General features: G+C 46.9%; 7 protein-coding genes and 3 pseudogenes. 4 read left to right on the forward strand and 6 right to left on the reverse strand.

Going from position 1 to position 12,981, the window contains the following annotated elements; all coding sequences use genetic code 11:
• Positions 1 to 152: 152 nt before the first annotated feature.
• On the forward strand, positions 153 to 821 hold the full coding sequence (locus tag CMR00_07575; GenBank protein PIO47954.1) for a hypothetical protein: 669 nt from the start codon (positions 153 to 155) through the stop codon (positions 819 to 821).
• A gap of 4 nt (positions 822 to 825) precedes the next feature.
• On the opposite strand, the gene CMR00_07580 is transcribed toward CMR00_07575, so the two are convergent.
• Positions 826 to 4,281, reverse strand: coding sequence for a hypothetical protein (locus CMR00_07580; GenBank protein PIO47955.1), 3,456 nt, complete (start codon positions 4,279 to 4,281; stop codon positions 826 to 828).
• Here CMR00_07580 and CMR00_07585 point away from each other — a divergent pair.
• From CMR00_07585 to hisN, 3 genes are read left to right on the forward strand one after another with little or no spacing between them, the layout of a single operon-like run.
• Complete coding sequence (locus CMR00_07585; protein ID PIO47956.1) at positions 4,254 to 4,508, forward strand: hypothetical protein; 255 nt, start codon at positions 4,254 to 4,256, stop codon at positions 4,506 to 4,508. The two genes, CMR00_07580 and CMR00_07585, sit on opposite strands and share 28 nt — an antisense overlap.
• Positions 4,468 to 5,457, forward strand: coding sequence for a D-glycero-beta-D-manno-heptose-7-phosphate kinase (gene rfaE1, locus CMR00_07590; protein ID PIO47957.1), 990 nt, complete (start codon positions 4,468 to 4,470; stop codon positions 5,455 to 5,457). The genes CMR00_07585 and rfaE1 overlap by 41 nt, the downstream gene beginning before the upstream one ends.
• A gap of 17 nt (positions 5,458 to 5,474) precedes the next feature.
• On the forward strand, positions 5,475 to 6,245 hold the full coding sequence (gene hisN / locus CMR00_07595; protein PIO47958.1) for a histidinol-phosphatase: 771 nt from the start codon (positions 5,475 to 5,477) through the stop codon (positions 6,243 to 6,245).
• 27 nt (positions 6,246 to 6,272) lie between these two features.
• Here hisN and CMR00_07600 read toward each other — a convergent pair.
• The 5 genes and pseudogenes from CMR00_07600 to CMR00_07620 form a co-directional block, all read right to left on the reverse strand.
• A pseudogene (locus tag CMR00_07600) lies at positions 6,273 to 7,150 on the reverse strand (capsular biosynthesis protein).
• Positions 7,151 to 7,201: 51 nt separating this feature from the next.
• Positions 7,202 to 8,194: pseudogene (locus CMR00_07605) on the reverse strand (hypothetical protein).
• 617 nt (positions 8,195 to 8,811) lie between these two features.
• Entirely contained in the window at positions 8,812 to 9,876 is a 1,065-nt protein-coding gene (locus CMR00_07610) for a hypothetical protein (protein ID PIO47959.1), read from the reverse strand.
• Positions 9,877 to 9,895: 19 nt separating this feature from the next.
• Positions 9,896 to 10,954 (reverse strand): glycosyl hydrolase, encoded by a 1,059-nt coding sequence (locus CMR00_07615; protein ID PIO47960.1) that lies wholly within the window; start codon positions 10,952 to 10,954, stop codon positions 9,896 to 9,898.
• A gap of 47 nt (positions 10,955 to 11,001) precedes the next feature.
• Positions 11,002 to 12,761, reverse strand: a pseudogene (locus CMR00_07620) (sodium:proline symporter).
• Between the last annotated feature and the right edge of the window lie 220 nt (positions 12,762 to 12,981).

Genomic DNA, 12,981 nt, shown 5'->3' on the forward strand with positions numbered 1-12,981 from the left:
AATCAATCAAGTATGTTGATTTGAATGTATGAGCGTCATACAACCCAAACAACATTGCCTGTGCCAAAAGCGTTTGCAGGTCTGACTGTCAATTGCTATACTCTACGAATATCAGTTAATCTTTCCCAAGCGCTTAAATTTTTTGCTTGAATATGATACGCAAAGCATTTGAGCATCTGTTAATGTTTCTTGCCATGTTTGCTCTTTCCATCTTTCTCGGCATGCTCGTGCTCATCAATGCCACTTGGATAAAATGGGCACAGGCTGAGCGTCCTGAATTGGAAGTTGCCTTGATATTAGGGAATCGACTTGAAGATGGGAAACCTTCTCCTACACTCATGGCGCGCATGGAGAAAGCCCGAGAACTTTATGAGGCAAAACTTGTAAGCTATTTCGTGCTCAGTGGTGGTGTCTTGGATGATGGGCAGACCAGCGAAGCACAAGTGATGAAGACATACTTGCTTCAGCAAGGCATGCCCGACAAGCGGCTGATTCTCGAGACGCAATCGACCAACACAATCGACAATCTTTACTACAGTAAACTTTTGATTGATAGTCTCAACTGTGAGACAGTCTATTTGGTTACCAGTAAGTCGCATTTGTGCCGTGCGATGATGATTGCTGAGCGTTGCGGGGTTGAAGCGCTTGGTGTGCCTGCAGAGATGGCTGGGAGTTTGCCTGAAATTTGGCTAGAATATGCCTTTGAAGCCTGTCGCACCTTTTATTTTCTTGCCTTTGAGCAGTGGGATTTAGTCAATCCTGACGAAGTACCTGATATGCGTCCGGAGTTGCGCTATGCCATGCTTCTAAGGCACTTTTGACTTACTATCGCACCAGACCAGCCACACGGCGCCGTGCGTTATCGGTAGTAAAATCAAACTCAAAGAGCACTCCGAAGTGAAACATCCACTGTCCGCCGTATGTTACGAAATTGCTACCGTCAGCGGTAAAGAAGCCTTGGCGCAAGGGCTGGGTAAATTGGTCTAATCCATAGGTTGCACTTGCAAAGAGCCGCGTTGGGAAGAGGTAGAAAGACGGCGCTTCCAAACGCAACTCAACACCGACATCACGCCGCCACTCGGAAAGTTTTGGAATGCCGCCTTGTGACCACGCTGTGCCAATGTCAAAGTAGGCGGAAAGATAAATTTTGTCGAAGTAGAATTGCGCAACTTGCCAGTTAATATGCTCGGCAAGGGGGAATCGGTATTCAAAGTGCAAGAATGTGGCTTTGTCTCCGCCAATGGCAAAAAATTCATAACCGCGCATGCCGAGCAGACCTGAAATGAAATTGTTGAAGAACAGATTGGTTTCGCGCGGTGTAAAGTTCAGCGCGCTGTATGAACGCACGGTCAGCGTATGGCGAAACTTTGGACTAAATGTCGGTAGCGGCATGTGAAAATTAAGGTCTGCAGTCAAGCGCAAGAATGAAAAATTTTGATACTGCGGAATGAGCCGTCCTGCACCTTCGCTAAAGACCAGTGAATCTTGCAAGCTACTGTTTTCATAATCAAGATGAAGGCGTGAATAGAATCCAATTGGATTGATTTCAGCATTCACTGTATGCGCACGCAAGTCCATTGCCCAAGCAAAGGTGAGTGTGCGACCAATGAAATACGTATCGGAGCTTGCTGGTAAGGTCTGCCCTAACGGTTGCCAGAAGAACGAGCCTACTTTTGAGGAATACGGACTGAACGAAAACGTCAAACGGAACTGACTTGCACGAAAAATCCAATGCTCAATTGGCAAGCGAAAACGCAAGGAGAGATCGAACTGTGTGAGCGTGTAGAAGACATTTGCTGTTGCGCTATCAATACCGATTTTGATTTGTGCGCCATCTTGCACATTGCGCGTTTGGTGATAGATGTCCAACGACAGGCGCGGCAAGAATGAAGCAGGGATGATACTTTGGTCTGTATATTCAAACGAGAGAAAGGCATCGCGCTCAAGTTCCAGCAATCCTGCAAGTCCTGTTGAGCCGCCAGCAACGCTCGAGCCTGGTGCAATTGCAATTGAGCCAAAGAAATTGAGCCGTCCGAGCAGTTCTGCGGAGTTGAATGCGACACCGAACTTTGCGGCGCGCCACATATCGCGCAGAAAACTGCCTTGCGTGCGTGCATAAGCATCAAAGCGCAAAAGAGGTAAAATCGCAAAGTTGCCAAATGTCGTAGTGTATTCGCGCACCTCGAAGTGAGGGGTTTGGGTGTCGTCGTAAGTTGCAAGTGCCGCAGCTAGTTGTTTTTGTTTTGCACGCTCGCTCGTATCAGTCTGAACTGACGCTATCGGCTCCAATGAGGCAAAGTTGGATTGTGAAGCCAGCTCAGAAGAGTCATTGATGGCATGAACAGTTTTTACAGGACTTTGCTCTCGCACATACTTTGCATTTGGATTCGCAATTGCTGCTGCATTTTTAATCAGTGCGATTTTGTAGCCATCTGCCGTGAAGAGCGAATAGACCAGATCACCTTGTGCATTCACTTGTGGCATAAAGGCTCCGCCAATCACATTCGTGAGTTGTTGAGTCTCTTCAGTCTCTAAGTTTTTGCGGTAGATGTTGAAAATGCCGGTGCGGTTACTTGCAAAGTAAAGGTATTTGCCGTCGGGTGATAAGGCTGGATCACGCTCATCGAGTCCTTCGCTTTCAAGCGTTGAGTCTGTTAGTTGCTCCAGCTTTTGTGTTTCAAGATTAAGGCTCATTAGCTTTCGTGTATTCTTGATGCCCAAGGCGAAAATGATTTTTTTGCCATCGGGTGAGTATATGGGCAACTGAACTTGTTCTCCATGTTTGAACTGCGTGAGCGCTCGCAGTGAGAGTTTTGCACTATCGCCTTGTGCGGTCAGGTCAAAATTCCCTTCTACCAAGTTTTGTGTGCCATCTTTCTGATGCACCGCTACAAAGGTTTTTCCATCAGGTGCACAGGCGGGTGTTTCTAAGCGCGCTTGGTAGGTCAGCCGAATTTCTTCTTTCTTTGAGAGGTCGTAGGCAAAGAGGTCATTATACTTTTGAACTTGAAAGTTTGTGCCTGTGTAGCGCGAATAGAAAAGGTATTTGCCATCTGCTGTAAGTGTGAGGCGCGATGCCACGCCGCTTTGTAGCACATCACCATTATTACTTGCAAGTTGCATGCCGCACATCCTGCAGATCATTTCGTTTTTGCGGCTCTGGCTCAGTTGGAAGAGTTCCCTAACAGTTGGCACGTGTGAGAGTTTTCCAGGCTCATGTTGCAGCGAGCGCTCAATGATAGCATGCCCGCCGAAATCTGCGTTGAGATTTGAGATGTAGTAGAGTTTTGCACCATCGGGTGAAAAAATCGGATAGAGATTAGCGTAGCCTTGTGTCTCAATTAGCTTGCCTTCAACTTTGTCTTGCAGCACACTGGCAATGCGCGCTTGGTAGTCTCGTTCCACATACGTTCGCCACTCGCGGTAGAGTTCGGTTGAGGGTTTGCCAAAGGTAGTTTCCAGCACAGCATGCACATTGAGCGCTGTAAGTGAGGCAAAGTTTTTGCATAGAGTCTCGAGTTTTTCTTCGCCGTACCGTTCTGCAAGAAAGCGTGTGAGTGCAAAGCCCGAGTTGTAGGTAAATTCAAAATCGATACTGCGCTTTGAGACAAAATTTGAGAGTTCATCGAGGTCGAAGAGTTTTTTTTCTAATGCCAGACTGCGCAGAATCATATCGCGGTGTGTATCCCAATTTTCATAGCGTAGTTCAGGGCGCTGATACTGTGCGACACCTTCCGCTAACCAAAATGGCACGTTGATGCCTGCAATCGGATAGGAGACCAAAATGTTTGGGAAGCCATAAAGAATATCAGGTCGGCGCACTTGCTCATAGCCAAAGGCTTGCAGATACAGCGCAGGTATCTGTGCACCAAATTTTTGTGCGGCGGTGAGTGTAACGATGTGCGTATATTCGTGTGTGATGACATTGCGTAGCCAATTGTGCTGCCCGCGCAAGTTAAATTCTAATGCAGGCGCCCAAATCTCGATTTTGTTTTCAAAAAAATATGCCCCGCCGTTTGAGTAGTCGTCCGTGTCTTTGATGATGATACTGACTTTGCCTGGGTCGTGATTGTACAGTGAGGTAATGGGTGTATAAATCTCCTCGGCAATTTTTGCGGCAACTTTTGCAGAGCGTTCTGCGCCTTCGTGGTAATGAATTGCAAAATGCTCGGTCTCGATGGTACACCAGCGCAGTTCAGGGTGGCTATAGGATTCGGGCTGCGCGATAGCAACATTTGAAAAGACTATCACGATTGCGCCGCATTGCGCAATCCAGCTCATCAGGCTTTTCAATGCTTTGTGGATTTAAGATTCTTCAAGACTTTTGCTGCAAGAGCGTTCGTATGCTTGCAGGTTACAGCATGCAATATGCCGAAGCCTGCACAATAAAACAATTGACGCAGTTTTCTCTTACTCCAATGCTTTTGATGCTATATTTGCGCGCTTTTGAAACTTATATTTTTCTCTATGCATGCAAAAAAACTTCAAGAGATTTTTCGTTCTTTTGAACGCCAGCGCATCGCGGTGATTGGCGATGTGATGCTTGACCGATATATTTTTGGCTCCGTTTCACGCATTTCGCCAGAAGCTCCAGTACCTGTGGTTGATGTGAGCAGTATTTCGTATCGGCTTGGCGGTGCAGCAAATGTAGCAATGAATATCCATGCGCTTGGCGCACAAGCCTTGCTCTTTGGCGTGATTGGACGCGATGACGATGGCTCGATGCTCATCTCGGAGATGAATGCAGAAGATTTCTCCCCTGAGTTTTTAATTGTCGACAGCACTCGTCCCACGACCTGTAAAACGCGTGTCATTGCACAAAATCATCATATCGTGCGTATTGATTCCGAACTGCGCAAGCCTATTTCTGACGAGATAGAACAGAGCCTCTTTAATAGTCTTGCAGCTCACATTGAGGAGATTGATGCAATCATCTTTGAAGATTACAACAAAGGGGTGCTCACGCCCTCACTCATTAGCCGTGTTACGACGCTAGCACGAAAGCATCACATCCCAATTGCTGTTGATCCCAAACGCGATAACTTTTTTGCTTATCAACGCTGTACGCTCTTCAAGCCCAACCTAAAAGAGACTTCGGACGCACTTGGCGAAAAGTTCTCTAATACAGATGAAGATACATCTCGCGCCTGTGCCCTGCTACGTCAGCGTTTGAAATCTGACTATGTCTTACTCACGCGCAGTGAAAAAGGGGCAACGGTCTACAATGGTGAAGCGGTGCATATTCCTTCAGTTGCCTTAGAAGTTGCTGATGTCTCTGGCGCTGGGGATACGGTTATTGCGGTTGCCACCATGGGACTTGCTGCAGGGCTTGATATCTTCTTGGCTGCACGCATTGCAAACTTTGCAGCGGGCATCGTCTGCACGGAAGTCGGAGCTGTTGCTGTCGATAAGCAGAAGCTCTTTGCCTTTTGCAAAAAGTATCTCACTTCAAACTAACTCTCTGATTGACGCGCATGACCACCGATTTAGAACTTGCGCTTGAGGCGGCAACTGCTGCAGGCAAACTTACACTTCATTACTTTCGCAATCGTACGCTGAAAGTCTTCACCAAGCGTGATCTTTCCCCTGTTACAGAAGCCGACCGTAATGCTGAAAAGAAAATCATCTCGATTATTCGTTCTAAGTTTCCCAAAGATGGATTTTTAGGCGAAGAGTTTGGTGAAAAGCCAAGCAAAAATGCACGCCGCTGGATTATTGACCCGATTGATGGCACAAAGTCATTTATTCATGGCGTGCCGCTCTATGGCGTGATGCTGGGTCTTGAAGTCGATGGAGAGATGCAACTTGGCGTCATTGATTTGCCTGCTCTTTCAGAGACAGTTTATGCTGAGCGTGGCTACGGTGCCTATCGCAATGTTCATCGCTTGTCTGTCTCCGAAGTTGATTCGCTCTCTGAAGCGACACTGCTCACGTCCAGTGAATCGTATCTGATTGAGTCTCGTAGCAAACACGTTTTGGATACGCTCAAGCGTAATGTCAAACTCGTGCGCATGTGGGGCGATTGCTGGGGGCATACACTTGTTGCTGCCGGTCAAGCCGATATTATGGTCGAACCAAAGATGAGCCCTTGGGACGCTGCGGCACTCATGCCCATCATTGAGGAAGCAGGCGGTAAATGTTTTGACTACTCTGGGTCGCGCACCATATATGGCAAAGGATTTATCACTGCAAATGCACGACTTGGCGAAATGCTCTTGCAGCGCTTGCAACGCTCGCAGAAGTAGACTTTGCACTCACTCCCACAATTCCGTTTACTTAATGCCGCTTAATCGGTCAGAGATAGTCTCAAAGAAATTTTTCTTTTTAGGCGCAGTCTTGGACTCATAGTAGTAGTTGTAATAACGGTAATACTTGTAGTATGAGCCATAAGACTTTGTTACATCGAAATTGTTGAGCACATACCCTAGAATTGGGGCATCGACTTTTAGCAGTGCCTGTTTGGTACGCTTTGCTAGTTCCATTTGAGTTTGCCCTGCCGCCAAGACGACAATAACACCATCGGCATATTGAGACATGACTTGGGCATCTGTAACCGCCATTACGGGCGGTGTGTCAAAAAGAATCATATCATATTTTGTTTTCATCTCTTCCAAGAACTCTTGCATGCGTGGTGAGCCTATGAGTTCTGACGGATTCGGTGGAATCGTGCCTGAGGTAATAATGCTCAGATTCGGAATGTTTGTTATGCGTATTATATCTTCAATCTTGCTGCGTCCTACCAAATAGTTTGTGATTCCAGGCTCCTTGTTGTAGCCAAAGACCGAGTGCACGACAGGACGACGCAGGTCAGCATCAATAAGCAATGTTTTTGTCCGCCTTGTCCCAACGTAATTGCAAGGTTTGCAACCGTTGTCGACTTACCTTCTTTTGGTGATGAACTGGTTACAACATAGACCTTTCCTGTTTTCCCATTTTCTTTTGTCATCGCTGAACTTGAAAACAAAATTGCAGTTCGTAGTGAGCGATAGGCTTCAGACACTGCGCTTTTGGGATCTAAGTGTGTAACCAAATGTGAGGCAATTTTCTTGTATTCTGCTTCTGGTCCATCAATGACCTTCACACTTGTGCCAGCTTTATCGCGTACGGTCTCATCATAGGTTTCAATCACTGGAATCGTGGTTAGCAGCATTCCGAGCTTTTCTGCTTGCTCAGGGGTGTGAATGCTCTGGTCAAGGAATTGTAAGACAAGTACAACCCCAACGCCTGCAATCAAGCCAATCACGGCGCCCAGCAAAATGTTGTTACGCCGATTGGGTCCAACTGGCAGCGGGTTTGGGATAGCCCAGTCAATGACTTCCACGCCACTTGGAATTTGCTCCTCGGCAATTAAAGCTTCTTGATAACGCTTTTCAAGTAGCGAAAAGAGTTCCTCGAGTGTCTTGTTATTGCGTTGCAAACGTGCAAATTCAATGTTCTTGCCCGGAGTTTTGAGGAAGGCTTTGTCATATTCTTCGGCAAGCTCTTTGTAGGCTTTCAGCCGCGTTTGCACGGCTACGATTTGCAATTCTGTATCTAACTTCTTTTTGTAGATTTCGCGGAAGTACTCGGTATTGTTGGTATTGGCTAACCCCTGTTTGACTTGCCGGTCATAGGCTTGTTGCAATTTCTTTTTGTAGGCTTCGATTTGGTCTTCATACTGCTTGACACGCTCTTGCGCGCTGAGGTTGAACTGTGTGCCCGGGTCTGCAAGCGCTCGATCGCGCTCAAACTCAAGTCGTGCAATTTCTGCTTGAAACTGTTTTGCATAGGGGTCAATTGCAGCTTGAACAGCAGAATTAGAGAGTTTAGGCTGCAGTGCAGCAAGTTCTTCGTTGTAGGCTTTGAGTGAGGCATTCAGACCGTTGAGCATCACTGTCGCTTCATCCATTTGTGCGATCGCCTGTGAGTACCGCTGAATCATTCGGTTAGCTTCTTCATTGAGCGCTACGATGCGGTTTTGCTCCATATACGTTTGCAGTGCGCGCTCACTTTCGGCTAACTGGCGCTTTTTCTGAGCCAGTTGATCTTCAATAAATTGACGCAATGTGCGTGCTGCATTGTTAGCGGACTTGCGCTTGCGCTCTTGAAAGACCTCAGTAATTGCTCGTGAGACGGTCGCTGCCTCGTAGGGATTAAGTGCCCGAAAGCCTATCGTAACCATATTGCTCGGCGCCTTAGCTGGAATGACAAACATTGATTGACGCACTCGCGCCGCAATCTCATCGACGCTTGCAATTTTACCATCAACTGTGCGAATGATATCGAGGGTATCTGTCTTTGCACTCGGATTTTTGTAGACAATCTGTAAGAGTTTGTAGGCAACTTCCTCTGAGACGGTTCGGCTTTTGAGAATTTCGATATCATCGACATTTGATTCACCTCGTTGCTGTGTAACATCAAGGCTGATGATCACCGATGCGTTGGAGCGAGAATTGTTGATGAGTGCGGTCGTTACGCTCTCGTAAATATCTGGTTGTGAGTAGCCAACAAGGTAGCCAATGAGCACAGAGGTAGAAAAGATGATGAGAACAATCCATTTGCCTTTGGAGAGCGCGCGCAAATAGCGATAGAATAAATCTGTGTTATCATCTTCTTCTTGCAAAGCCTGTTGCAGCGCACGGTAGTCGAGTATCGGCGTCTCGCCGTTAGCTTTATATCCGTTGGTTTTGATATTTGGCATCTTCTATCTGCGTTTCAACTCCTGTTCTAAATTGGTGTTTATCGTGCTTTGCTGAGCAGATTAAGGGCGTCTGGAAATATACAAACTTTATCTTCGTCTGTCATGACCTGCGTCATTACCTTTTCTCTGGCTCACGAAGCAATTTTTTCGCTAGCTATTGTGCTTGGTGCAACATCTTTTGTTTCATCCTTGAGTTGCATGAAAAATGCCGCAGCGCCAAAGCCTGCATTGGTGAGCGTCTGCAATGCAAATGTGATGAGTGCAAAACCTGAAGCTTCTACGCGTGCCACATCAAAGATTTTTTCAAGTGTCGTCTGACAGGCATATTGATATGTGCCTGCACCTGCTGGTGTAATCAGTTGTCCAAACCCAGAAATGCTTAGCGTGGTTAGTGCTTCCAACACACCAAGCTGATAACGCTCATGCAATGACAGCGCATAAATTGGGAACAGCATCCCTAAGAGATACAGCGTCCAAATCACGAGCGAAGAGAGTACGATTTCTGCATATTTCGTGCGGTTTTTCAGCGAGGCTGTACCTTCAATGAAAGATTTCAGCGCCTCTGAGATCCGCTCTGCCCATTTCTTTGAGCGTTTTTCCAGAAACTTCTCGGCAAGCTGTGCAATCTTTTCGGGATAAAGCGAGAGCACAGCAAAGAAGCCGAGCAACAGAAGCGAAGCCAGTAGAATCAAATACGCAGCAATCTCAAACGATACATGCATGCCCCAAAGTTGAACTTCCCCGAAGACCTGGTTCATCTTTACACGGAAGATAAAGGCTGATAGCGCCAGCAGCAGCGCAAACATCAACGTATCCAAGATGCGCTCGATTACCACAGAGGCAAGGACTTTCTTTGTATCTACTTTTTCTTGACGCGCCAAATTTACCGACTTAGTCACCTCCCCTACGCGCGGCAACGCCATATTGACTGCATAACCAATCATGGTCGCATTAAAGAGATTTGTTAGCCGCATTTTTTCTTTGACGGTCGAAAGTAAGACCCCCCAACGCCATGCACGGATTAGGTGACTGATTACCATTAAGACCACTGTTACAGCAAGCCAGAGGTAATTTGCGCCAAGAATCATGCGCCAGAGCTCTTCGACATCGCGTTGCGTGAAATCTTTAAACGCTAGCCAGAAGAAGACGCCAGCAATAACTACAGAAACCGAATACTTGAGAACTTGTTTCAGCATCTACCAGTTAAGTTGAGTTCTAGCCAAATATCACTTTTTTGAGCACAACACAGCCTCCAGAGTTTTTGAAAATGTCTTTATCGGCTTGTCGTCTCATAGCTTGAATGTTGCGGCGCTTTGCTAGCGTTTTTGTAAAGTTTTGCACATTCCACCACAGCGCACGCCACGCATAGCGCACATAGTCGCCTGCATAGAATCTGTAGTACAGCAGCGCAGCTAGTTCCAGAATTATCCGTACTGGCAAGAGCCACAGCAGGCGTCCAAGTGATGCGTTTTTTACAATCATCATCAAGTTATTTCGGTGATTGAGGTAGATTTTGCGCGGATTGCCTGCTGCTAAGGTCGCGCCGCCGTAGTGATAGACTACGGCATCGGGGACACATACCACACGATAGCCTGCCAACTTCATTCGCCAACAGAGGTCAATTTCTTCCATGTGTGCGAAAAAATCGTCATCAAATGCACCGAGTTCTTCTACGACGCTTCGGCGCACCATCATCGCTGCACCTGACGCCCAGAAAATTTCTGTAACAGTGTCATATTGACCCCTATCGTCTTCAACCGAATTAAACACGCGCCCGCGCGCATAAGGGTATCCTAATGCATCAAGCATACCGCCTGCAGCACCTGCATAATCAAAGACTTTTTCGCCACGCTGCCGTGCTTGCATTGAGAGCAATTTAGGTTGTACAGCTGCAATACGGTCATCTTTTTCGGCGACTTCAACCAATCGTTCCAGCCAATCAGGTTCTTGCTCTGTATCGTTGTTGAGAAACACGGCATATTTGCCACGCGTGCGCCGAAATCCAAAATTGCACCCACCCGCATAGCCTAAGTTTTTACCCGCGCTGAGAATCTTGATACGCTTGTATTTTTCAGACGCAAGTTTGAGACTTTCATCGACCGTGCCGTTGTCGACAATAATCACAGAGAGGTTAGGATAGGTTACTTTTTCTAACGATGCCAGACACTTGTCTAGAATCTCGACGCCATTGAAGTGCGGAATAATCACATCTACGGTAGGCGCGTTTGTGCTCACGCTGCTGGCTCGGCGACTATGTTGTCTAAGTGTATCGATAATTGTGCAAGTTGTTTAAAGCCGCAATATACGACGCTTTCTAAAATCTATCTCAAGCCTGTCCAGCCGCGCCGACTGAAATCGTTGTAGATAATCAGCGCAGCAATAATGCCCACCGAGATGAGAAAGAGCCCATAGAGCACCTGTCCGAAAATTAACTTACCGACACCAAAGAGAAATGCATAAACCATTAGCACACCAAAAACCAATTCACCAAGAGCGAGAAGTAGTTTTCATCGGCTTTGACTTCAGGAAGTTCTTTTGCGACTTTCCTCCAAAGCATTCCACCTACACGCGTGCGGGCATAGAAGGCTTTAAGATGCTCCATGCTCTCGGGCTTTGTAAGGAATGTAACAAGTAGCGTCAAAACAATTGTAACGCTGGTGATGATGAAAAGTGACTGCGGAAAGAGTGCACTGCCTGTCAGTTTGAGCACTGTATAAGTTAGAAATGGTACAATCATGGATGTAATTTCAGACCAGGCATTGAGTCGCCACCAGAACCAGCGCAAAATCAAGACAAAACCTGTTCCTGCACCACATTCCAAAATGAATGCCCATGCCCCAGCGATGCTCTCGAGCACAAAGAACGTTAGTAGCAGCGAGAGTATCATCACGCCGAGCGTGAAGAGGCGAGCTACGCTAACATAATGCACTTCACTTGCATTTGGTTTGAGCAGGCGCTTGTATAAATCGTTTAGGATATAGCTTGCGCCCCAATTCAGATGTGTCGAGAGCGTGGACATATAAGCGGCAAGAAACGCCGCAAAGAGCAACCCTTTCGCTCCGTTTGGCAGCACATCACGCATCACATAGACAAACCCGTTTTCTTTTTCTGAAAACGGAAGAAGCGGAAACATGACGACGCTGACCAAGCCAACCAAAATCCAGGGCCATGGGCGAATGCAGTAATGAGCCACGATAAACCACAGCGTTGCAAACAGTGAGTGTTTTTCATCCTTAGCGCTCATCATTCGCTGTGCAATGTAGCCGCCGCCACCCGGTTCTGCACCCGGATACCATGATGCCCACCATTGCACACCTGTAAAAGCTAAAAATGCTCCAATTGTCAATTCCATTGCGCCGCCTGCTTGGCTATCAGTTGGTTCTTCTACTAAAGTTGGCAAGAATTGAAACATCCAATCCGGCAACTGTTGTAACAATCCACCGCCGCTTGTGACTTCGGGACGGTTGATTGCTACAATCGCTAACCAAATACTGCCCGACATTGCAATCACAAATTGAATCGCATCTGTAATCGAGACACTCCATAACCCGCCCAAGCCCGAATACAGTGTCGTTAGCAGTGCAATTGCAACGATTGTCAGTTCTGCATTCCACTCTGGCAAAAGAATTTTAACGATTTTATACATTGCTAAATTTACCCAGCCCATAATCACAGCGTTCATCAATACCCCGAAATAGACCGCCTTGAAACTGCGCAGATACAGCGCTGGCTTGCCACTATAGCGCAGCTCGATAAACTCAAGGTCGGTGAGCACTTGCGCTCGTCGCCAGAGCCGCGCAAAGAAAAACACTGTGAGCATGCCGCCTGCCACAAAGGACCACCAAATCCAATTGCCAGCAATACCGTTTCTTGCAACGATACCTGATACCGCCAGCGGCGTATCGGCTGCAAAGGTTGTCGCTACCATGCCTGTTCCTGCAAGCCACCACGGCAGTTTTCTACCTGAGAGAAAAAATTCTGTGGTGTTCTCTGAGGCACGTTTCGTGAAAATGACACCTATTAGACCGCTGATGAAAAGGTAAGCCGCTACAATGATGAAATCAGTTGTCGAAAGATACATTTTCAGTTTTTTTGCTGCTTTGCTGTTTTGGAATTGCAAGAATGTTGAGTAGATGTAGATAGAGTATGCGTGTTACTCTGTTCTTCTGAACAGCACGTCGTGAAGTCCTCAACCTTACCTCTGTCCGTAACTGCAGTGCAAAGTGTTTCTCTTCCTGTGCATGGTTGAACAGACTGGGCAGATCGTTTTGCTTTACATTTTGATGCAACCTCCTTTACTT

Source organism: [Chlorobium] sp. 445 (genome assembly GCA_002763895.1).
GTDB lineage: Bacteria > Bacteroidota > Chlorobiia > Chlorobiales > Thermochlorobacteraceae > Thermochlorobacter.